This window comes from Streptomyces sp. Y7 (genome assembly GCF_043195415.1).
Classification (GTDB): domain Bacteria; phylum Actinomycetota; class Actinomycetes; order Streptomycetales; family Streptomycetaceae; genus Streptomyces.
Window position 1 is genome coordinate 75330 of the sequence record NZ_JBIDDQ010000001.1, and the last position, 21238, is coordinate 96567.

General features: G+C 69.2%; 18 protein-coding genes and 2 pseudogenes. 10 read left to right on the forward strand and 10 right to left on the reverse strand.

The window, feature by feature from the left end; translation table 11 throughout:
* Nucleotides 1–48 precede the first annotated feature (48 nt).
* The 3 genes and pseudogenes from ACGFW6_RS00250 to ACGFW6_RS00260 form a co-directional block, all read right to left on the reverse strand.
* Nucleotides 49–921: pseudogene (locus ACGFW6_RS00250) on the reverse strand (alpha/beta fold hydrolase); the annotation flags it as partial.
* 14 nt (nt 922–935) lie between these two features.
* Entirely contained in the window at nt 936–2144 is a 1209-nt protein-coding gene (locus ACGFW6_RS00255; RefSeq protein WP_393502831.1) for a hypothetical protein, read from the reverse strand.
* A gap of 263 nt (nt 2145–2407) precedes the next feature.
* Nucleotides 2408–3295, reverse strand: coding sequence for a hypothetical protein (locus ACGFW6_RS00260; RefSeq protein ID WP_393502833.1), 888 nt, complete (start codon nt 3293–3295; stop codon nt 2408–2410).
* Nucleotides 3296–4112: 817 nt separating this feature from the next.
* On the opposite strand from ACGFW6_RS00260, the gene ACGFW6_RS00265 reads away from it, so the two are divergent.
* Nucleotides 4113–4385, forward strand: a complete 273-nt coding sequence (locus ACGFW6_RS00265; protein WP_393505017.1) for a hypothetical protein — start codon at nt 4113–4115, stop codon at nt 4383–4385.
* A gap of 12 nt (nt 4386–4397) precedes the next feature.
* A complete protein-coding gene (locus ACGFW6_RS00270) occupies nt 4398–5561 on the forward strand; it encodes an XRE family transcriptional regulator (RefSeq protein WP_393502834.1) in 1164 nt (387 codons plus the stop codon).
* Nucleotides 5562–5654: 93 nt separating this feature from the next.
* Here the strand turns inward: ACGFW6_RS00270 and ACGFW6_RS00275 are convergent, their stop codons facing one another.
* Both ACGFW6_RS00275 and ACGFW6_RS00280 read right to left on the reverse strand, forming a co-directional pair.
* Complete coding sequence (locus tag ACGFW6_RS00275) at nt 5655–7028, reverse strand: helix-turn-helix domain-containing protein (protein ID WP_393502836.1); 1374 nt, start codon at nt 7026–7028, stop codon at nt 5655–5657.
* Between the two features lie 276 nt (nt 7029–7304).
* A complete protein-coding gene (locus ACGFW6_RS00280; RefSeq protein ID WP_393502838.1) occupies nt 7305–7742 on the reverse strand; it encodes a hypothetical protein in 438 nt (145 codons plus the stop codon).
* Between ACGFW6_RS00280 and ACGFW6_RS00285 the strand changes: the two genes are divergently transcribed.
* Complete coding sequence (locus ACGFW6_RS00285) at nt 7720–8052, forward strand: hypothetical protein (protein ID WP_393502840.1); 333 nt, start codon at nt 7720–7722, stop codon at nt 8050–8052. The two genes, ACGFW6_RS00280 and ACGFW6_RS00285, sit on opposite strands and share 23 nt — an antisense overlap.
* Nucleotides 8053–8097: 45 nt before the next feature.
* Entirely contained in the window at nt 8098–8364 is a 267-nt protein-coding gene (locus ACGFW6_RS00290) for a hypothetical protein (protein ID WP_393502842.1), read from the forward strand.
* Between the two features lie 116 nt (nt 8365–8480).
* On the opposite strand, the gene ACGFW6_RS00295 is transcribed toward ACGFW6_RS00290, so the two are convergent.
* Together ACGFW6_RS00295 and ACGFW6_RS00300 are read right to left on the reverse strand one after the other, a co-directional pair.
* Complete coding sequence (locus ACGFW6_RS00295; RefSeq protein WP_393502844.1) at nt 8481–11948, reverse strand: P-loop NTPase fold protein; 3468 nt, start codon at nt 11946–11948, stop codon at nt 8481–8483.
* 298 nt (nt 11949–12246) lie between these two features.
* A pseudogene (locus ACGFW6_RS00300) lies at nt 12247–12435 on the reverse strand (hypothetical protein); the annotation flags it as partial.
* On the opposite strand from ACGFW6_RS00300, the gene ACGFW6_RS00305 reads away from it, so the two are divergent.
* From ACGFW6_RS00305 to ACGFW6_RS00315, 3 genes are all read left to right on the forward strand, one after another.
* A complete protein-coding gene (locus tag ACGFW6_RS00305; protein ID WP_393505119.1) occupies nt 12398–12637 on the forward strand; it encodes a hypothetical protein in 240 nt (79 codons plus the stop codon). The pseudogene ACGFW6_RS00300 and the gene ACGFW6_RS00305 sit on opposite strands and share 38 nt — an antisense overlap.
* A 531-nt stretch (nt 12638–13168) precedes the next feature.
* Complete coding sequence (locus tag ACGFW6_RS00310; RefSeq protein WP_393502846.1) at nt 13169–13432, forward strand: hypothetical protein; 264 nt, start codon at nt 13169–13171, stop codon at nt 13430–13432.
* Nucleotides 13433–13463: 31 nt separating this feature from the next.
* Complete coding sequence (locus ACGFW6_RS00315; RefSeq protein ID WP_393502848.1) at nt 13464–14138, forward strand: helix-turn-helix transcriptional regulator; 675 nt, start codon at nt 13464–13466, stop codon at nt 14136–14138.
* A gap of 382 nt (nt 14139–14520) precedes the next feature.
* On the opposite strand, the gene ACGFW6_RS00320 is transcribed toward ACGFW6_RS00315, so the two are convergent.
* The 3 genes from ACGFW6_RS00320 to ACGFW6_RS00330 form a co-directional block, all read right to left on the reverse strand.
* Nucleotides 14521–14754: a hypothetical protein gene (locus tag ACGFW6_RS00320; RefSeq protein ID WP_393502850.1), complete on the reverse strand. Its 234-nt coding sequence runs from the start codon at nt 14752–14754 to the stop codon at nt 14521–14523.
* Nucleotides 14751–16364: a Mu transposase C-terminal domain-containing protein gene (locus ACGFW6_RS00325; RefSeq protein ID WP_393505019.1), complete on the reverse strand. Its 1614-nt coding sequence runs from the start codon at nt 16362–16364 to the stop codon at nt 14751–14753. Before ACGFW6_RS00325 ends, ACGFW6_RS00320 begins: the two co-directional genes overlap by 4 nt.
* A 103-nt stretch (nt 16365–16467) precedes the next feature.
* Entirely contained in the window at nt 16468–17736 is a 1269-nt protein-coding gene (locus tag ACGFW6_RS00330) for an AAA family ATPase (protein WP_393502852.1), read from the reverse strand.
* A gap of 576 nt (nt 17737–18312) precedes the next feature.
* Between ACGFW6_RS00330 and ACGFW6_RS00335 the strand changes: the two genes are divergently transcribed.
* The 3 genes from ACGFW6_RS00335 to ACGFW6_RS00345 all read left to right on the forward strand — a co-directional run bounded on the left by ACGFW6_RS00335 (nt 18313) and on the right by ACGFW6_RS00345 (nt 21106).
* A complete protein-coding gene (locus ACGFW6_RS00335; RefSeq protein WP_393502854.1) occupies nt 18313–19833 on the forward strand; it encodes a hypothetical protein in 1521 nt (506 codons plus the stop codon).
* A 132-nt stretch (nt 19834–19965) separates the two neighbouring features.
* Nucleotides 19966–20538 carry a hypothetical protein gene (locus ACGFW6_RS00340; protein ID WP_393502856.1) on the forward strand — a complete coding sequence of 191 codons (573 nt, stop codon included), beginning with the start codon at nt 19966–19968 and terminating at the stop codon, nt 20536–20538.
* A gap of 118 nt (nt 20539–20656) precedes the next feature.
* Entirely contained in the window at nt 20657–21106 is a 450-nt protein-coding gene (locus tag ACGFW6_RS00345; protein WP_393502858.1) for a hypothetical protein, read from the forward strand.
* Nucleotides 21107–21238: the final 132 nt, after the last annotated feature.

Genomic DNA, 21238 nt, shown 5'->3' on the forward strand with positions numbered 1-21238 from the left:
CCCCGGTTCATTGCTGGTGGCGCGCGGTTCGGCCCTGGTGGGCCGGTCGGGCTCGTCGGATTTGACCAGCCAGGTCAGAACCTGGGGCAGCGCGTTCGGCGCGTCGAAGTGCGTGGCGGCCGGTTCCAGGACGGCTGTCGCGCCAGGGATCCGCTCGGCCAGCCAGCGGGAGTGGCCCACCGGTGAGAACACGTCCTTCTCTCCGTGCCACAACAGCACCGGCTTGGTGATCTGCTCTGGTTCAAAGCCCCACGGGCTGCAGAAGGCCAGCGTGTCATCGACCCAGCCCCACGCCGAAGTCCTCAGCGCCTCCTGGTAGTTGCGCAGCAGCATCCTTCGTACGCCTACATCCGCGACTACCAGCCGGTCCGAGTCCGTCAGCTCCCGGCGCAGGGCGTCCAACAGGCGCTTCGGGTCGTTTCTGATCTGCTCAGCACGTGGGATGAGCCGGGCAGTGACACTCTCCGGATCAGTGGAGGTGGATGTGTATTCCCTGACGTTGGAGGCGGCCATCCCTTGGAACCAGTCGAGACCGTCTGCGTTCGGGGGAGCCAGCGTGACCAGCGTGGCCGTACGGGTGACGCGGTCGGGCAGCAGCGCGGCGCAGGCGAGCGCGTGCGGAGCGCCGCCCGAGCGCCCGACGACGGCGAAGCGGTCGAGCCCCAGGGCGTCCGCGATCGCGACGACATCGGCCACCGCGTCGACGACCCTGCGTCCGGGCTGGCGGTCCGATCCGCCGTATCCGGGCCGGTCGTAGGTGATCACCTGCATTCCCAGGTGGTAGAGGAACATGGGGCGGGGCGTCGGACCTAGTCGGCTTCCCGGCGTGCCGTGCAGCAGGAAGACCGGTCTGCCCTTCGGGTCCCCGACTCGCTCGACCAGGAGGTGGCGTCCGTCGGCTGCCCGCACGCGTGTGCGCACGAAGCCTCCCTGTCCTAGCTGTGTGGATCCGCGGCCATTGCTTTGCTGATCTCGGCGGCCACGGCGGGCATGTCCCAGTAGGCGGAATGCGTCCACAGGCCTGCGGTTGCCGAGTGAGGGAGAGGGATGTCCTGGGGCTGTGCGCCGTCGTGGTGGCAAAAGACCCGCGAGGCGGAGAAGGCGAGCATGTCGAGCGGCTCCCACAGGTTCACCCACCGCGTAAGAGAGGGGGGAAGCGCGACGTGCTTCTCGCCCTCGTAGTCGGCCAGTTGGCCGCCACGGGGGTCGCATACGTGGAAGAAGGCGGCCTGGGAGCCGAAGGTGACCAGCGACGACGTCCACACCGGTACGGCGGCGGTGGCCATGTCGACCGCGATGACTCCCCCCAGGCTGTGCGCGACGACTCGGACCGCGGTGTCCGGGCCGCGCCCCAGGCGCGGGTCCACCCGGTCGATAGTCGCGCGCACCCGAGCGTGGATGGCGGCCTGGTGACGCTGGTAGACCAGCACATCGCCGAGGAAATTGGTGGTTCCCGGGCCGATCCGCGTCCGCAGAGCATGGTTGGCCCGGCCTGCCACGGCCTGCACGGCGGCGCCGGCGATCCGGTCCAGGTCCTCCAGCCTGCGCCGCAGCGCCGAACGCCAGCGGCCGCCCCCCTCGCTCCCGCCCATGGACCGCAGGCCACCGCCGTATGGTTCGTCTCCTTCGGCGGCCCGTAGGTCGCCCAGGGCGTGGGCCAGGGCGTGGGCGGTTGCCCGCAGCAGATCCGGGTCGTCAGTGCGGGCCAGCCATCGCGTTGTGTCCCATTCGTCGGCGAGGAGGGCCAGAGCGTCCTGGAGGTTGGGGTGTTGGTTTTCGTCGTGGCGTAACCCCACTGTCGTGTCCGTGGATTCGTCCGCGAGGACATGCCGAATCTCTTCCTCGACGCGCGGCCACTGTCCTGCGCCGCCCTCCGTCCCCGGCGTTGGTCCGGGGAGCAGGTCGAGGGTCAACTCGGCGGGGGCGGGTTGGCTGTCGTCCCTCAGAGTGGTGGTGGTTCTGGCTGCGGAGGGGGCCCAGGCGGGGACGGTCATGGACATGAACTGGCTGCGGGCGCCGAGGTCGCCCCAGTAGACGGGCACCATCTCCACCCCACAGGCGGCCTCGAGTGCCGCGACGGCCGCGGTGAATCGCGCAGGATCCCGGTTGGCTACGCCGTGGATCACGAAGATCGGTTCTGCCATGACGCCCCCGTTTCCGCCGTGGCGGCCCACACCGGACAAAGCACCCGCATGGGCATGATGGCAGGTGTCCGCGGCTGCCGGTTCCCGGTGCGGAAAAGTGCCTGCCCCCGCCCCGATTGCCGGGCCGGGGGCATCGCCATGTCCATCGTCGGGTGCGGGAGTGTCTGGGGACGGCACGGCCGGCACCAAGCCCGCGGTGGGCCGGGCAGCGCAGGAGGGGTGCCGCCCGGCGCGGCGCGGGGCGGCAGGCACGTGTGCGAGTGTCAGGCGGCCGGGCGGACGGCGAGGTCGGCGGCAGTGCGCGCGAAGCGGACGGCCTCTTCGAGGGTGAACATGCAGTCGGCGTCGGTCAGTTCGTCCTCGGCGGGGATGCGGGCGGCCTCTCGCATCGTGCGCAGGGCCGCCGCGGCAAGGACTGCGGCCGGGGCGGTCGTGGTGTAGAGCCGCTCCCACATCCTCGGCTCGGTGAGCCATCCGTCAGCGCGTACGCCGTGGATCGCGGGGTTAAAGATGTGGTTGCCGTGGCCGACGAGCCGTTCCAGGACGTCGGCGGCCGCGCGCAGCAGGTCCGCGCTCGCCGCTTTGTTTTCATCGGCGGCCATCTCCAGCACCATGTACACGACCTGGACGAGGGGCGCGTCGTGCACCGTGACCTCATCGGCGGCGTGCTCGTCCAGGGCGGGACGAAGGCGTACGCGGGCGGCAAGGTCGCCTTGCGTGCGTAGCAGGGCATGCTTCAGTTCGCGGCCCTTCAGCGCCCAGGCCACCGCGGCGTCGACCAGGCGGGCGGGGTTCTCCCCGTCGGCCCCGAGGTCCGCGCGCAGCCGGTCGGCGAGCCGGCGGGCGGGCTCGGCGTGGGCGGGTTCCCTGCGGGCGCCGCGCGGGCTGGGCATGGCGCGCAGCAGCTCGGTGTACTTGCCCCTGCGGCCTGCGGCCTTCTGCAGGGCGCGGGCGCGCTGGCCGGCGCGGGACTGGTGGCGTGGCATGACGTCTTCTCTCCGGGCACCCCGCGCGTGCCCGCAGTCGTGCGGGCGGATGTCGCGGGCCCGGTTGGGGACCTTGGCCGTCTTGGCTGTCCCGGCGCGGGCGGGGATGCAGCGGCGGCGGTCGGCGGTGCGCGTCCTGCCAGTCGGCATCGTAGCGGAGGTCATCCGCCCTCCCCCGTCGCCTCGCAGGCCGTGCTCAGCTCTCGCACGGCACGTCGGTCTCCGGGTCGTATCCGTGCGCGAGGGCATGAGTGCCGAGGCGGCGTCCGAGGTCCGTGTCCGGCGCGGAGGCCGGCCGTAAGAAGTCCTCGGGGCTGCGTCTCGATGGCCTCGCCATCGGCGTTGCCGGTGGTGCAAGAGGACCGGTCCCGTGTTCGGGCCGGTCCTCATGTCCGCGGGCACGCGTCACCGTGACGTGCGGAAGGTGTCCCTGTCGCGTCGGTTTGCGGCCAGTAGCGGGTCAGGGGCCGGGTGTCGGGCGCTGTCGGGGGCCCGGACCGGCTGGGCCGGGGCCCCGACACCGCGCCGACGGCCGGGGGGGGGGGGGGGGGGGTGGGGGGGGCCCGGGCCGGGGGGGGCGGGCCCCCCGACACCGCGCCGACGGCCGGGTTGTGACGCAGCATCAACATGCGGCGGGCTGCGGGCAAGACGGGCTGGAACACCCGTGGACCGGGGCTCTGGGGGCGCAGCGGACAACATGCTGGTCGCTGCGGGCGGGGACGCCTGGTGCCCGGGCCGGCGGCCGGAAGCGCGCTGGTACACCCGCGGACCGGCAAACGGATATTGCGCATGTATGGGGTTTTCCGGGCGAGCGGTGCAGGGGTGGGACGTGCCATTCTCTTCCGCACCGGAGGACGGCAGCCGTCAACTGCCGCCCGTCACACCGGTTTTGCGGCCAGTAGCACTTCATCGCCCGGCTGCCGGGTCCCGTTCGCGGGCCGGCGGCCCGGGCACACTCGTCAGGAGATCCACCGTCGTGTCCATGCACCGCCCCGGCGCGCCCGCGCCCCAGCCGTCGCGCCCTGTAGCCCGTCCGCTCACCGCCGCGCAGATCTGCGGCATCGTCGTCTTCCCACTCCTGGGCGCCGGTCTCGCGCTCGCCGGCATGCCCGTGGCCGACGCCCTCACGCTGCTCGCCGGGTGCGGCGCGATCGGCGCGGCCACCATCGCCGCCGCCGGCGGAGGACGCCGCCTGCTCACCGCTCTCGCGGCCACCGCCGTCCGCGCGGCCGCCGGCACCGAACCCGGCAAGTAGGAGGCGGCTTCGATGACTTCACCGGCTCCGTCCCCGCACGCCCGCCGCCCCGGCCGGCGCCATACCCAGCTCATCGGCCTGCTGGCCGCACTCAAAGTCCGCAGCCGGCTCACCTACGTCCAACTGGCCGCCCGCACAGCCGGGCTCGAGGACGCCGACGCCGTCCCCGCGACCACCCTCAAGCGCGCCCTCGACCCCCGCGCCGTGCCCAAGGAGCAAGTGGTGACCGCGTTCGTACGTGCCTGCGGCGGCGCCGTCGAGGAGGAACGGGACGTGCTGAAGGTGTGGCGTGCCGCCCGCGCCGAGGACCGCGGGATCCTCGCCGCGCTGCGGGCTCCGTCGGTCTCCGCCACCCGCACCCGGGCCGACTTCCGAGCGGCTCTCGTCGCCGCCTACGAAGGCGCAGGTGCTCCGCCCCTGCGCGTCTTGCAGGACCGGGCCGGCACCGGCGCGGTCGACGGCGCAGTGCTGCTGCCGCTGACCACCGCCTGGCGCATCACCCGCCGCGAGGGCCAGGGCCCCGTCAACTGGACCCAGTGCGAGGCCTTCCTGCGCGGCTGCGGCATCCACCACCGCCGCATCAAGGGCCCCTGGCTGGACGCCTGGAAACGCACCCGGACTCTTCCACGGGCCGAGCTCGGCCCCACCGCCGCCGACGTCCGCCGGGCCACCCGCGGCAGGCCAGGCATCCTCGCCCGTCACGACGCCGCACGGCTCGCCGAAGGCATCAGGCCGGTCGTGGAGGCCATCGCCGCGGACCGCGCCCGCTACGACGCCACCAGGCTGGCCGCAGGCATCATGCCCGTCATGGAAGCCCTCGTCGCAGACCCCGTCGTCCGCAACGCCCCCACCGCGATGGCGGCGGGCGTCCAGGTGTTCGCGGACGCCTTCGCCGTCATGTTCCGGTCGGCCAGCCGGGAAGCACACCGCAACGGCACCACCCCACCAGACTGGGTCACCGCCACCAACCTCATCAGCCAAGGCATCGATCCCGCCCGTGCCGATGTCGTGGTCGCCCCTCACGTCACCGACGACGGCATCGGCCTCATCGCCCGCACCCCCGGCTTGCGCCCCACCGATTTCCAGATCGAGAGTCGCCGGCAACGGCCCGGCCCTCCCCCTGCGCTGCCCGGCGCCCACACCCCAGAACCGCCAACACCCGCAACCGCCGTTTGACCACCACGACGACGAGCAGCAGCTGGCCGAACATCTCAGCTTTGCGGCCCTGGTGCGGAACCAACTCCGGTCCTGGGGCTGCAGCTCGGGGCATCAGCCGGTGAGCAAGCCTACGCCGTGCGACTGGGCCCATTGCGTCACGCCTGGTCGTAGCTGCGGCGACCACGCGTCTGGGCGTAGTTGGCCGTCATGGGTGACGGGCTCTGCCTCGGCGAGGCCGAAGGCCTGGACGAGCTCGTCGGCGAGCAAGGAGGTCGTCTGGACGAGGCCCGGCCCTTGATCGACGAGGTCGTCCAGGAACGCGACCGCCTCGCTGTCAGCATGGTCACAGCTCTGTGTGCTCAGGGGAACGCGCCGGCCTGTTGGAGCCAGCATGTCCAGCCGGAAGGGCAGCAGGGGGTGCAGGTTGGGCTGTGCCGGTCCCGCAGGAGCGTGATGCGGAGCTGCAACGAGCGTGGCGCGCACCACGGCTGTGCCGGTGGCGCCGGCGCGTTCTCGGGCATGTGTGCCCAGCACCTGCAGAGCCGACATCAGCAGCCACACCACCGTGTCCGGTTCGGCCCAGAAGAAATCTTGGAGGTCGGTGGTGCTGGTGTGAACCGCGAACCGCACTGCGCAGCAGCCGGAGCCGTCGCTGTGGAAGTCTGCCTGGCTGTAGAAGAGTCCGCCTGGATCGCCGCCGTCTGCGGTGTAGCGGCGGGAGCCGATCCGGACCCCTGCGAACAGGTCCTGGTCGTCGCCGATCAGGCGGGTGTTGAGCAGTTCGGCTTGGATGGTCCGGTACGCCTCCCGGTTGATGATCATGTCTCCGGGGATTTCCGGGACCAGGGAGACGATGAGGTGGGGCATGTTGCTTTCGGGGAGTGCCATCAGCAGTTCGCGCTCCACGCTCGCCGTTCGGCGGGAGCGGTCGGCTGCGGCACTGAACCGGCGCTGGTAGGCGGTCGCGACCTCGGTCTCGGTGAGCCAGTCGGTCTTGGTCGCGCCGCGCCGGGGGTACACCAGCGCCTCGCGGACTGTCGACGCGACGGCGGTGACGGCGTGCGGGGCATGGGGGCTGGGCGGCACGGCGATCAGCAGTATGCCTTTGCCTTGGGCAGCCGGGTCCGGGTTGGGCACCGGGCGCATCTGGACGCGCACCGTTGGGGTGGTGTGGCGGGCGATGACCTGATGAAGATGGCGCAGGTGAGCATCGGATAGGTCCGTGTCCATCACCCGGGACGGCAGGCCGTCGGCCTCGGCCATGCCGATGAGGAGGACGCCGCCCACATGGTTGGCGAACGCGGCGACGTCTTTGGCGAGTTCGGTCTTCTGCGCGTCGCCGGAGGCGGACAGCTCGCGCTTGTAGTCCAGTTCCTCGCTCTCGCCGGCCTCCAGGTTGCCGACCAGCGCGGCAAGATCGGAATAGCTGACCGTATCCAGCGAGCCGCCCAGCAGGGCCTCGAGCCGGCGTGATCTGTACAGCATGCGCGACACGCTAGCGCCCCGGCCGCTGCGGCGGTGGCAAGGGCGTTTTATGGAGCAGTTCGGCCGTCGTCGGAACGCTGAGCGCAGCGGCTGTGCACACTGGTGCGCCGGCGCGGCCGATATGTTGGCGGAGGCCTGTAGCGTGGCGGCGACGCCGCAGCTGCTGCGCCGCTGCTGCTTGGCAGTCTCACGATGAGATGCGGTGACGATGTTTCAGCAGACCGAGTTTCGGCCTGTGGGCGCTCGGCTGCGCGCCCCGCGGATCGCCCTGGCTTATCACTCCGTGGGCGACTGGGTGCACGTCTCATGGTCCTCGGCGCCGTAGTCGCCCACAACATAGGCATGGGGGCGGGGACGGTCCGCGCCGGGGTCGGGATCGAGGACACTGCCGTAGCGCAGGAGCGCGACGTCGTCCGGTCCGTAGCCGCGTTCGGTGCCCATCCGGTGGAACTTCGCGACCGTGGCGCTGTTGGAGAAGATGACGGCCGCCAGATGGGCGGCTTCGGGCTGGGCGAACAGTTGGCTGGGGATGGTGGTGTCCGCGTACCTGTGTTCCGTGATCTTCTCGCTGGTCCACTCAAGGTTGCCGTGGTCGTCACGGGCGGGGACGGTGCGGTGCCCGTACAGGTAGCCGCCTAGCGGGCCGACCGTGTGGAACAGGGAGCTGAGGTGATGGAAGGACTCCAGCGCGATGACAAACGGCCGACCCGACATGCGGTTGTTCCCAGTAGGCCCGGTTCTGGGCGTCGCGTTTGAGGAGCTTGCGGCGCAGCGCCTTGGCGCTCTGGAAGACGAACTCCGCCTCTGCCGCGTCCAGGTCGTCCGGGACCAGTGGGTGCGGTCGGCCGGCAACTTGGTCCGGATCGGGCAGGGGTGCGGTCCCGGCCGGGTTGCTGGTGGTCGCTTCGATGGCCACCGGGTGCGGGCCGCTGATGAGGAAGTCGGGTGCACCGCCGGTGCGTTCGAGGACGTGCCCCTGCTCCTGGAGGGCACCGAACAGGGCCAGTTCCAGGACGCGCGGTGAGAAGCCACCGGTCTGGAACTCGCGGGCGAAGCTACGGTCGGCGCCGTGGAAAGCGGCGAAGGTCTCGTCCATCAGACGCCGGGTGGCCTGGTGGACGCGGTCGTCGCGCACCGCGCGGAAACGCGGTTCTGTGGCTTCGTCAGACAGCTTGGGCAGGCGGTCGAAAAGGCTGCGCGGCATGACTTCATCTCTACACCACGACGCGGGCGGAGGAAAAAGCCCGCGGGTGCTTCTTCCTGGCATCTCGCCACACGCCAGCAGGGGCTCGGGAACCCAAGCCACAAGCTTCGGTTCGGCCCTGTCGGCGCGTAGCCGCCGACGTGGCGCTGCTCAGTGTCCTGTCAGCCAGGTGCGGCCAGAAGCCTTGCTGCCGTCTACAGGCCGGGCGAACCGGCCATGCTGTTGCTGTTGGCCCGGATCAGTCCTGGCTACTGCGTCGGCGGCTGGACAGACGGCAAGGGAGCGCTGCGCTCGAGGCCGCTGACGATCCGGCCGGTAGGGAAGGACAAGCGGCCGACCGGGACGATCCACTCGGCCCAGGCTGTCAGCGGCTCCGGAAGATCCAGTTGCGCCTCAGTCGCCTTGGTAGTGACGTGGTCAAGTGCCTGAAGGAGGGCCTGCCACCGCTGGGCTTCGACAGGGGTCATGTGCGGGTCAGCAGGATTACGCCAGCGGCCATCCTTCTGATGGGGGGTCAAAGCAGCCACATACTGCAGCCAGGTCCAGTCGCGTTGCTGCGCCACAGTGTGGTGAAGGTGGAGGAACAGGGCCGGCCCGAGGGACGGGTAGGCCACGAGGACAGCGAGCAGCACCATGCCGGCTCGATACGGGAAGTAACTCACGCTTTCGGACGGGGCGTTCGGCAGTCTCGTCGTCTGTGCGAGATCGGACTGGCGATGACTGCCGCGAAGCTGGGTCAGTAGCCCATAGCTGTTGGCCAGACGTTTTACCCCACGAGGAGTGGCGACCAGCAGCGGCGGCCCGAGGAGGTCGAGCAGCTCCAGCTCGTCTGGTTCGAGAGTCAGCGGGTCAATCCGCTCGACCACCCGCGCCGCTGGCAGCTCGGCCCCGTACAGTCCCTGCTGCCACAGCTCGCTCGGCGTCTGTCCTGCGGCTTCCATCCGCTGAGCTGCCGCAGGCTCGGGCGGAGATGACTCTGTCTCGGGAGGAGCGGGGGCTGCTGGGCCGGAAGCGGCGAGATGGTCGGGACGAGCACCGATCAGCGTCCGCAGCATTTGCCGGTAGCCGTCGCAGTCCAGTGGCGGCAGGGTGAGCACCACCTGAAAGATCTTCTCGAGGTACTGGGCGGGGGTGGAGTGCCAGAGTTCCTCGGAGTTGGGGTCAACCGCGCCGGTCTGCTCGCCTACTTCTGCAGGGGATGCGTGGCGGTGCAGGAGGTCGCGGTAGTGGCATTCGATCGCTCGCAGAAGCCAGCGGGGATCCACTGCGACCACCACGACGAACAGCTCGACCGCGAGCAGGAGGTGGATCGCCTCCAGCATCTCCACCACGCGCCGGGGCGGACACCTGTCGAGGTCATCGATGTACAGCACGATCCGGTCGATCTGCGGAAGTTCATCGCCTACCTCGTCGGCTCGCACGGTGGTGCCAGAGCCGGCAACATGATTGTCCTGACTGCCGGCACCAGTGTCTGCAGTCTTCGGACCCCCGTGTGGGGCTGGCTCGCCAGGCATCGGCTCGCGAGCGGCATCAGCCAGAAGAGCAGCCATGCGCTCGAAGTCCCCGCGAATCTGGCTCATGATCCCGAGCTGGCTGCGGTAATCCGAGTTCTTCGCGCACTCGGCAACGAGTCCGGCCAGTTGCCCCGCCGCGGTGAGGTTGTGCAGTTGTTGCTCAAGTGCGGTAACTTCCGTGGCTGCGACCTCCGTTGCGGTCTCTAGCCGTAGCCGCTGGCGTTCGCCGATCTGCTGGGCCCTCGCCCAAGCCCCGCTTGTCCGGTGGCGCGCAGCCTTGACCGTCCGCCTGACAAACACAACCCCTGCCCACACACTGGCAAGGCCCGGAATGGTGGCAATCAGTGGCCACACGGCCGGCAACCACCACACCAGTCCGGCCGTCACCGTGATCAGAGCGAGGAGCAGAACCAGGAACTTGAGGGTCGTACGGAGCGACGCGCTGCGGATGATCCGCCACGATGCCCGTCCCGACTCCCGAAGCGCTGCCACCTGCTGTGCTGCCTGTCGGTACATCTGCTCGGGGCGATCGCCGGCAAGTAACCGCAGCTCCCGCTTCTGGTCCTCAGGCAACTTGTCCCATAGGTCCGCCGGCTTGCTCAGGGCGGTCTGCAGTTGCCGGTGGCGTGCACGGGCGGCATCCAGCCTCTCCCGCAGCCCTCTCTCTCCGACCAGCTCCGCTGTCAGCCGTGACTGGCGGCGTTGTTCGGCTCCCAGGTCTCCTTCCACTGGTGCGGACAGCTGGGCGAACAGCTCGGCGACGAGGCTGGCCCAGAGGTCAGTCTCGGCGTAGTGCCAGGCATTGAACCGCACCTGCCGCACGGCTCTGTGCCAGAGAAGATTGCCAAGCCGGGTGGTTGTCTCAACCTGGTCCTGCAGCAGCCTGAGGAAATGGCTCTTGCCTTCTCCCCAGTCACCGAACAGACCAACAGCCAATGGAGGCTTGGCGGTGCGCGCGGTGATCAGCTGCGCGACCGCCATCGCATCTTTGGTGCGGTCGAGTTCGTCCGCAGCCGCCGTCATGTCGGACCGGTAGGAGGGAAGGCGGGTCACCTGCAGATTTTCAACGACCTCCCACAGCCGCACCGTGCCATCGTCACCACCGGTAGCCAGCACGGGCACGGTACCCAACCGACCCCACACACCCCACCGCACAGGTCCGCTCTGGCCGCTCAGCGGTTCACCCAAGCGCCTGCCGAACTCCGGATGCCACAGCCGCACCGTGCCGTCGCCTCCACCCGTCGCCAGCACGGGCACGTCACCCACACTTGCCCACGCGCCCCACAGCACAGGTCCGGTGTGGATGTCGATCGGTGCGCCTTGATGTGGGCCTGCCATCGGGGTCCACTCCCGCACGGTACCGTCGTGGCCACCGGTGGCCAGGACGAGATGCCCCATGCTGCCCCACGCCCCCCACGGCACGGGACCGGCGTGACCGGTCAGCCGCTGTTGGCCGCGGCCCGGGCCCAGGCGGGGGTTCCACAGCCGCACCGTGCCGTCGTCTCCGCCCGTCGCCAGGATCAGATCGTCGGCCACTTTGCCCCACGCGCCCCACCGCACAGAGCCGGTGTGACCTGTCAGCAGTTCGCTTCGGCTCATACCGCTCTCCGGGTACCACCACAGCCGCGCTGTGCCGTCGTCTCCGCCCGTCGCCAGCACCGGCACGCCACCCACGCTGGCCCACGCACCCCACCGCACCGGTCCAATGTGACCGGGGAACGGTTCTCCCAGGCTCGTTCCTGCAGCCGGGTCCCACAGCCGAACCGTGCCGTCGTCTCCGCCCGTCGCCAGCACCGGCACGCCGCCCACGCTGGCCCACGCGCCCCACCACACAGATCCGGTGTGGCCAGTCAACGGCCCGCCCCGGCTCGTGCCACTCTCCGGGTACCACAGCCACGCCGTACCGTAGTCCCCACCCGTTGCCAGCACTGGTACGTCACCCACCCGGCCCCACATACCCCACCGCACCGGTCCGGGGTGGCCGAACAGCGGCTCGCCCCGACTCGTGCCCGCGACTGGGTCCCACAGCCGCACTGTGCCGTCGTCTCCACCCGTCGCCAGGATCAGGTCATCGGTCGCTCCGCCCCATGCGCCCCATCGCACCGGGCCGGTGTGGCCGGTCAGCGGCCCGCCGAGCGGCACGCCACGGAGTAGGGAATTCGGTGTACCCATGATCGAAATGTAGGGTCCTGGGGCCGCCATTCACGGCCTAACACCCGCCCAGGGGCTTCGTGCCACGCTGGCGGGCCAGTGTGCCCGGAGCGCGGGGACAGGAACCTGTGAGTGCTGTGCCGGCCTGCCAGGGACAGGGATGCTGAAAACGCCTACGCAGACGCGTCGAGCGGCTATCGTCGTCGGCGGACGCGGGTTGTCGATCGCATCGACAACGCATGACCGCCCTCCCCCATATGACATCCGGGGTGACGGCCAAGTCCGGCGTACTCGCGATCAGACGCCATGAGTTGCTAGGAGAGCAAGAGGGACGCCTCCGAACCGCACCTCATTGACGTGACGTACATGAGGTGCCGTCTGGAGGACAACAGGTTGCGCGTCGCAGGGGTACGACAACGTTCTCACCCATGCGCTCGGGATCAAGACGGTAGTACTTGATGTGCCCGAGCCTCTCGGTCTCCTCCAGCCATCCGGCCTCGATGACCTGTTTGCGAGTCCGGGAGAAGACGGGCGGGGCACCGGCACCCCACACTCCCGCCCCTGAGATCTCCGACGGCATCGAGGTCCCCATCGGGATCTGCCCCGGCAAACACCACCGCTGGGGGCGCATCTGCGCGCTGGACGAGGGGCACGAGACCTTGATGGAGGCACCGCACTGGGGGCGCACCAGCGACGTCCGGCCCCTGGCGTGGGTGGGCAGTGCTCCCGACGACTGGTGACCGTCCGGCTCGGTTCGTGCAGGTCAGCGCCCCCCACATGCGACGAGCCGACACCGCGTGGGCGGTACCGGCTCTCGCGTCCTCGTGCGGCAACACGAGGTTGTTTCCCTCTAAAGCAATGGTTGGAGCCGTCGCCTCAGGGAGGGCATCTTGTGCCTTTCCCCGGGAGCATCCCAGCCGGTCGGGCGCGGCGCAAGGCTACCCTGGTTCACAACTGCATCAATTGCATGCTCCCTGAGATCTGGCGCCGCAACATCGTGAGCCCGGAGTGCCCAGAGGTGGACGAATAGGCGGCCACAAGGTTTGAGCTGCTGAAGTTCCGACCGTTATACGTGTCGGCGAATCCGGGACTAGCAACGCATCAAAGGGCCTGACGAGTGACAGGAGGGCCTGGAATTTGCTCCGGCTACCAATGACTATGTACCTGCACCACTGTCATGGGCGGCGGCAACCGCCCGTGGTGCATCGGTTGGAGCGCAAGCCGGTGTCCGGTGGCACAAGCCACCGGGCCCACAACCTCAGGAGGCCCTCATGGTCAAGTCCTCGCCTGCCGCCTGTGTCGAACCCGGCCTTCTCGGCCCGCGGCGCCTGACCGGCTCCGAGGCAGTGGTGATCGTCATCATCATCTGCCTGGGCGCAGTTCTGGCGACGGTCGCCGGCATGAACATCCCTGCAGTGCTGCAACTGCTGGCGGGAGCCGGGACGGTCGCAGCCCTGGTGGTTGCCATGGTCACCAGAGCACCGCAGCAGGGCCTGCGCCGGGCACTGAGCGCACTGCTCGGCCCGCCGGCCTGAGGAGTGCCTCGTGGGCCGCCGGGAGAGGCCGGTGACGACCGGCAACAAGTCGTTGCGCAGACTGGCGGAGTGGCTGCGCGAACAGCGCGGACACCTGGGGCATTCCTACCGGCAGCTTGCGGGCAGAACCGAGTACGACCCCACCACGCTGTCACGGGCCGCCTCGGGCAATACGGTGCCGCTCCGCGACGTCGTGCGCGCCTACGCCGAAGCGTGCTACGCCAGCGTCGAGACGGCGGACCGTCTATGGCTGCAGGCCCGGCGCGAACAACAGACCCGCTCCGGGCGGAAGGGACAGCACCGGCCTGCTCCCCGCCCGGAGCTCATACACGACCGCCGGGATCTTGCCGCCGCGCTGCACGACCTGTGGGAGCGGGCCGGTGCTCCCTCCACGCGCGAGATGCAGAAGCGGGCGGGCAACTACAGCGAACTGCCCCACAGCACCGCGCACAGGATCCTGACCAAGCAGACGCTGCCGCGACACGACCACCAGCTCGAGGGATTCCTGTGTGCCTGCGAGGTCCCCGAGACCGAGTGGCCCCAGTGGCTGGAGGCATGGCGCAGCGTCCTGCGGCACGAACATCGGCTGTCTTCTCCGCCTGTCCGGCCTCACAGACAGGAACCGGGAGACCGCGCCGACGCGAGGAGGGCGGTCGAGGAGTACGCCCGCATGACGGGCGAGGATCCCGCCATGTGGACGGGATGATCACGGAGTCCTCGTGAAGAATGAGCACGCGGACGCGATGTAAGCCGCGCGCTTCTTCACAGCCCCTTCCACCAGCCCCGCGACACCGGGCAGGAAGGGCAGCCCACTGCCTGATGTACCAGGCTGGACACCGAGCTACCGGCGCCCGAGTCACCGCACCAGCTGGACCCTCGAGGGCCGCGCGCGCAGGCCGCGATGCCGGAGTCGCAACACCGAATCCCCTGCCTTGCCCAAGGACGTCTCAATAGCTCTGCAGGCTCGTCTCATTCTGTGCAGCCTTGCAGGTCACACATCTTTCTGCAGCCAAACACTCCTTGATCATCTTCTCAATTATTGCAGCGCCGCAGGTCAGAGTGTCGTTATCAAGCTCTAAGCCTGCATTTCAACTGAGACGACATACCCGGAAGGTGATCCTGCGGACGTCCTCGGCAGGTCCGAGCTCGTCCAGGCACATGTTGACGGCCAGGGTCTTGCCGAAGCCGGCCCCGCCGTGGATACACGTCATCGCTCGGGCCGCGACCGTGTCGGTGATGTTCTCCCGCGCGGTCAGCAGGGCGCGGGTGGTGACCACGGACGCATCCTGCAGATCGACGTACTGGTAGGAGGCCGCGCTCACAAGCCATCTCCGTCTTCATCGGGGGTGGGCTGTGCGGTCCGCCCGTCCGGGCCGCACTGGGCGGAAGCGGAATCACGGCCGGATGGCACGGGAGCGGGCAGGTCTGCTGTGGTCAGCGCCGCCAGAGAAGCAGGGGTGCGCCACCCGGCCGGAGGCGCAGCAGGCGGGATGAGGTCCCGCAGCGCCAGATCCGACAGGTCGGTGCCGGTTGCCTGGGCGAGTTCGGCCTCGGCCTGCGCAGTGGTGAGCGCGCCCAGCCGCTGAGGGGCGGCGGGCCGGCTCACGGCGGCGTAGCGCTCGCGCTGTGAGGCCTGAAGGTCCTTCTTCAGGCGGCGGGTGCGGGCGGCCCGCGCTTTCCGTACGGCGCTGATCTGTTCGTCGGTGGCCCGGTCGGCCAGGTCCGCAGGCCCCAGGTAGCGGCCGGTGGCCGCGTGGTAGACCTCGATCCGGTGGTCGTGGTGAGGCATGAAACGGACCCGGACCTGGATCCCGGCCTGGCCGGTCATCCACGGCCCCACGTAGTCGCGTTTCCTGAAACGGATGCCGCGAGTGGTCAGCGTGCGGGTGCCGGCGTCCTCCAGGGTGAACGTCCACAGATCCGCCGCAGGCACGTCCCGCAGCGGGGTGGGATCGTCCTGCCACGCCTCAAGCGGAGTCCTGCCCCGCAACGGCGCGGGACGGTGCTCGGTGTTCCACCACAGCGTCCAGGCCAGTAGCCGGGCGGTGAAGTCCTCGAAACCGAGCAGCACTTCGTCCTTCGGACGGGAAGCACGCTTACCGGGGCGCGGCTGGCGGGCGTAGCCGGGCAACGCGGCCAGAAACATGCCCTCCACCGCCCGGTTCAGTCCCTCCACGGTGCCCTTGAGATGAGGGGTGTAGGCAGGCAGGTCCTCCACCGTCACGTCCAGAAGATCGAACGCGGCAGTCACCGTCCTGGACAGGAAGTCCTTGCCGCGGTCGACACGCACCTTCTCCGGCAGACCACCGAACGGACCGTAGGGCTCCTCCCGCAGGACCGCGGAACGCAGCGCGGCCAGCACCGACTCCCGCGACGGATCCCCCGGCGTCACCGCGACACCGGTGATCGCGTTCGTCGCGCAGTCCGTGAACCAGGTGATCCACGGCCTGCAGGCCCTGCCCTCGACGTCGACCAACACCGCCGCCTGCATGTGGTCGGTCTCCCACACGTAGTTGCGCCAACTCCGCGGCCGGGCCAGGAACACATCATGCTTGCGTGCCGCCCGCTCTCCTCCCGTAAGCCCCGCCCGCTCCCCCGGCGTCAGATCCCGGCGGATCGCCCGGTGCAGCGTCGTCAGCGACGGTGCACCGGCAGGCGGAGACCCCCGGGCCGCGCGCAGGACCAGCTCGCGATGGACCGCCCGCACGTTGCCCTTCCACAGCGCCAACAGCGCGCGGACCTCCGGTGTGATCGTGAACCTCGTGCCGGTCTGGGCCCGTGCCCCGGGCTCGTCAGCTGCCCGTTCGTCGCGGCTGGCTGCGGCCAGCCACCGCCACACCGTGCGCTCCGACACCCCCAGCGCATCCGCCGCCACCCGGACATGACCGGCCGTCAGCTCGCCCCGCACCCGCAGAGCGAGCAGCCGGCGCACCGCCACACCGCGCAGCGCGGTACGCGACGCCGCGGGCAGTCCGCCCCGCGCGGCGCCGACCGCACCACCGTCTTCCATCTCCCCCTCCTGTCCGCACATTCGCTCAGACCGGAGGGCTCAGACGCCGGAACAGACGACGCAGCAGCGCCCGGTCCACCGCCGCATCCGGCCCGGTAAGCAGCGCGTTCTGCAAATGCGTCGTCAAGGCAGCCCAGGTACGGAAGACACCGTGCGTGCAGGACTGGTCGATCCACGCCACCTCCCCACCCGCGACGCCAGCCCACAGCGGATGAAAGGCAGACACCGTCGCAGCCACCTCGCTCCCGGCGAGACGCCCTACCTCCTGCCACGCGCAGACCCGCGACGCCAGCTGCGGCACACGCGCCACCGCGCGCTCGCTGCCCGCCCCGCACAGCACCAGCGCCATCCGGGCCTGCGGGTGGTCCCACAATGACTGCAGATACTCCAGACACGGCACCGGCAACCGTTGCGCCTCATCCACCACCAGCACCCGAGCCTCGCCCAGGGCGCCGACGATCCGCTCATCAGCCTCGGCCGAACGGTGCGGAAACCGGCCCGGCAACGCCAGAGCCTCGAACACAGCCCGCCGCAGTTCCGACACTGACGGACGCACCGGCACCCGCACCCACGACACGCCCCAGCCCGCCGACGGATCCGACAGCGCCATCCGCAGCGCCACCGTCTTGCCCCGCCCCGCATCCCCGAACACACACGCCGCACCCCCGGCCACCATCGCCTGCCCCACCGCCTCGGCGACCGCACGCACCGACGCCGTACCCACCGCCTGAGCCCCCACCGGCAGCACCACGCCCGGCACGTCCCCCGCCGGCGCGGCCTCCCGCCCTGCAGGCGTCAGCGAGGCCGGACCAGCCGCGGCACAAGCAGACGGCGTGCCGGTGCCCACACCCCCGACGGCAAGGTCCGACAGAGCCTGCCGGGTCTCCCGCTCCACCCTCGCCCGGCGCACCACAGCACGGTCCGGCAACACCCGCCCCGAGGCCAGCTCACGCTGAACCGCCCGGTACACCGAAGCCAGCGACACCCCCGCATCCCCGTCCCCGCACTCCTCCAAATGCCGGTAGAGCACAGCCACATTGCCGCCCGCCTGCGCCAGTACCTCCCACGCCTGCTCCGACAACTCGAACCGGGAACGCCTGCGACGCTCCACACGGCCCTCACTGCGCGCCGCCTCCACCCACCGCCACACCGTCCGCGGATGCACCCCCGCCAACTGCGCCCCCGCCCGCACATGCGCCGACGTCACACCACCAGCCGCATCCAGCTGAAGCAACCGCCCCACCAACACCGGCCGCGACACCGAGACCAAGCCCTCAATCTCCCGCTCCCCCACCCGGTCCTCCCCCGGCCACACGCCCGACAGAAGACCACCGTGAACCCGCCCGCCCCGCAAAAAGATCAGAAGTACCGTTCCCGTGACAGCGACACGAGAAGGGGTGTACCGCCCCACGACAGTGACATCAGCAACAGACACCACCCCACGTCAGTGACCCCGCCCCGACCTCAACACCCCACCAGCACAAACACCGCTACCTGACACCCCGTCACTGACACCCACCCACGGACACCAAACCGGCACATCGCAGCCAAGCTTCGCCGCCCAACGCCGTGACGTAGTAGCGGGGTTGATTCCAGCTAGAGCACTCAGCGATCGGTTAGTAAAAGATCAACATTGAAGCTCAGATGAAGCTCAACATATCTGTTCCACATAACAATCACGGGTTTTACTGTTCCAGCGATCATGGACACATCCGGAAGGCCGTGTTCTGGTTCGCCGTCCGACCAGTGTGTTTGACCTCGGCCAGGGGAGCCCGACCAGCTCGCCCAAGCCATCGCCACCAGACCAGGGGGAACCTTGACTCCTCATGCCATTCGAAGGTCTACGCTGCGTGCCACCTGGGCCGTAGGCGTGGGCTCTCTCGTCGCCGCTGCGGCATTCGCGCCGCAGGCGATCACGCCGAACACGGCCCACGCGGCAGACAGTTCGTGTGTCGCGTCGGTGGGCACCTATGTGCTGAGCCCGGCGAGCACCAATCCGGCCAAGAAGCGCACTCTGTCCAAGTACATGGACTGGGGGCCCAAGACGGGCGAGTCGAGCTTCTTCGACACACAGCTCACCGCCCAGATACCGGGTACGAGCAAGCTGTTCACCGCACCGAACGGTGTGATCTACGAGATCTCGGCGAGTGACCGTGACGCGCCGCTGAAGGCATACAAGGACAACACTGCCACCGGCGGCTCGCTGTTGACGCCGGTGAAGTCGTACAAGCCCAATTGGAGCACCGCCAAGCGGGTGTGGTCGAACGGCAAGCGGATCTTCGTCATCACCGCAGACGACACGGTGAACGTGTTCGAGCAGACCGCCCCAGCCGCCGGCAACGGCACCATCAACCTGCTCACCACGCTGCCGCGCTCGAACCGGCTGACCGAGATCCTCAACGCCGAAGACGTGTGGATGATCGGGTCAGTCATCTACACCCTGAGCACCGACGGCACGATCGCCCACCAGACCTACCTGGAGACCGGCGACTCCGCCGACGCCATCAAGCCGACCTTGGGCGCCTCCGCCATCGACACGACCGGGTTGAGCGGTGTCACCCACGCATGGAGCCCCGGGCCTGGCGCCATCAACACCCTCACCCTCACCAACGACCCCGACACCACGGGCCGCATCAGTAAATACACCACCGGCCCGTTCACCGGACTCAATGACGAAGTGACCGTCGGCGTCACCGGCGACATCATGGCGGACCCCGCTTCCTGCCTGGCCGACCCTGACCCCGGCATCCCGCCCTACTTCGGCACCCCTGCGGCCCCAGAGGACGACCTGCCCATCGCGCAGGAGCCCTCGGGCCCCACGGAGCAGCAGCCGTCGAACACGGTCACAGGCAAGTTCACCCTCGGCAACGGCCAGCCGGCCGCCGGTCTGCAGGTCACCGTCACCGCTGCCGACGTGATCGCCGGCAGCGACAGTGCCGCCGGCGCCACAGAGCCCGTTCTTGGTACCGCGACCACTGCCGCCGACGGCACCTGGTCTCTGACGCTTCCCGCAGCGCTGCCTACGGCCGTGCGTACGGCCATGGACGACAACCGCGGCGCCCTGAACCTCAATGCCACCACGATCGGCACCACGTCATCCGGTGTCCCCGTACTCGGCGTCGACGCCCTGGTCGCCGTGCCGCCCCAGTCCACGGCCCTGCGGGCCGCAAGCAGTCAGGCGACGGACGCGATCGCGGAAGCGATCGACGACGGACACAGCGTCTCCATGCTGCCCAACACCGTGGACGACGCCGCGGCGAATGACCCGACACCGGAGCAGGAGAAGCGGACCCTCGCAGCTCAGGCCGAAGCCGACCCGAAGGCGACGGACGACACGACGCCGACCTGGCAGTCCGACCGCGGCACCCTCGCGGCCGACTACAACCCGTAGCTGACAGCCGGCAAGGACATCAGCGCGGAGAAGGTCACTTCCCGCGCATCGGGCAGCTGCGACACCCTGCGGTTCAAGAAGAGCTCGAAAATCAAGTACACGGTGGTCGGCGAAGCGCATGCCTTCTGGGACGTGAAAGCGTCCTTCGAGTACGACTCCACGATGAACAGCAGCATCGACATCGCTGTCAACAGCAACGGGGACTGGAAGGTCGGCGGTAGTAAGCAGGTGTCACACGAGACCGGTGTGTCGACTGGCTACGTCAACAAGGGCCCCTACTACGCCCGCCAGTACCAGGTGCCGGTTGAGTACATCAAGTACAAGCACCAGCGGATCTGCTCCGGCACCGTCCGCGCGACCTGGTACACGATCGAAGCCGGCCGCTACAAGGTTCCCTCCGGCGGATCGGTCGGCAAGATCGGCAAGAACGTCAGCGCCAAGGACGGCTTGACGCCCTACCGAAACTCGCCCACGAGAAACCGCGCCAGGGTGGAGCCGGGGACCTATTTCCAGCTCACCTCGAAGAAGTCAGCCAAATTCGGCAACGCCGTCAACTTCATGGGCGTCGCCCTCGGCGTCACCACCGGCTACGACAAGAACCACAAGCAGAAGATCTCAGCGGGCAACCGCACCAACGCGAAGCACTTGGTCTGGGGGAAGAATGGACCCGTCTCCGGCAAGCCCGGCGTCTTCTACTCCTACTAGGAGACGCCTCATCGTCATGGCCGGACTCTGCGCTGCGGCCCTTGCCTCCGGTACCGCCTGGATGATCATCGGCCCGTGGGGAGGCGGAGTCCGCGAAGGCTCGGCACTCGACGGAGGCATGCAGTCTGCCGGAGACGTCGGCTACGACCACGCCCAGGTCGGTGCCGAGTACTGGGCCGGCCTGCCCCTCCCATGGAACACCTCCGGCCAAGACCTGGAGATCACCAGAGCTGAATTCTCCCAGATACCCAAGGGCCTGAAGATCATCGAGTACCGGGCCGTAGACAGCAACGACACCGACGGAAACATCCTCTTCTCCCGCGCAGACGGCAAGGGCGGCATTCCCGACCTGACCAAGGTCAGAAATTATGCCGACCACCCTGTCAAGGTGAAGGCGAAGGCCGGCAGCGACATCTACTACGCCGCGCGGGTCAAGGTCACCGGCCCCATCCACGGGACGCTGAAGGGCTGCCGTTTCTGGTACCAGCAGAACGACAAGGAGTACCAGCAGTTGGTGGATTGCTCGACCATCATCCGCCTCGGACCACCCATCAAGTACAAGAACTAGCCCGCGCCCCTGCGACCGGATCGCAGGGATCATCAAGGAGCAGCGCGTGCGTGGGTATGGAGCAGATCGGCTCCGGCTGGAAGGCGTTTCCACTCACGTCACAGAAGGCCCTGGGGACAGCGCCGACGCACA

What these genes read in the sequence shown, in the direction of transcription:
- ACGFW6_RS00275 (WP_393502836.1), bottom strand. Translation starts at nt 7,028, where the DNA reads ATGCTGTACAGATCACGCCGGCTCGAGGCCCTGCTGGGCGGCTCGCTG.
- ACGFW6_RS00255 (WP_393502831.1), bottom strand. Translation starts at nt 2,144, where the DNA reads ATGGCAGAACCGATCTTCGTGATCCACGGCGTAGCCAACCGGGATCCT.
- ACGFW6_RS00265 (WP_393505017.1), top strand. Translation starts at nt 4,113, where the DNA reads ATGCACCGCCCCGGCGCGCCCGCGCCCCAGCCGTCGCGCCCTGTAGCC.
- ACGFW6_RS00270 (WP_393502834.1), top strand. Translation starts at nt 4,398, where the DNA reads ATGACTTCACCGGCTCCGTCCCCGCACGCCCGCCGCCCCGGCCGGCGC.
- ACGFW6_RS00285 (WP_393502840.1), top strand. Translation starts at nt 7,720, where the DNA reads ATGACAAACGGCCGACCCGACATGCGGTTGTTCCCAGTAGGCCCGGTT.
- ACGFW6_RS00295 (WP_393502844.1), bottom strand. Translation starts at nt 11,948, where the DNA reads ATGGCGGCCCCAGGACCCTACATTTCGATCATGGGTACACCGAATTCC.
- ACGFW6_RS00345 (WP_393502858.1), top strand. Translation starts at nt 20,657, where the DNA reads ATGCAGTCTGCCGGAGACGTCGGCTACGACCACGCCCAGGTCGGTGCC.
- ACGFW6_RS00280 (WP_393502838.1), bottom strand. Translation starts at nt 7,742, where the DNA reads ATGTCGGGTCGGCCGTTTGTCATCGCGCTGGAGTCCTTCCATCACCTC.
- ACGFW6_RS00310 (WP_393502846.1), top strand. Translation starts at nt 13,169, where the DNA reads ATGGTCAAGTCCTCGCCTGCCGCCTGTGTCGAACCCGGCCTTCTCGGC.
- ACGFW6_RS00305 (WP_393505119.1), top strand. Translation starts at nt 12,398, where the DNA reads ATGACCTGTTTGCGAGTCCGGGAGAAGACGGGCGGGGCACCGGCACCC.
- ACGFW6_RS00260 (WP_393502833.1), bottom strand. Translation starts at nt 3,295, where the DNA reads ATGACCTCCGCTACGATGCCGACTGGCAGGACGCGCACCGCCGACCGC.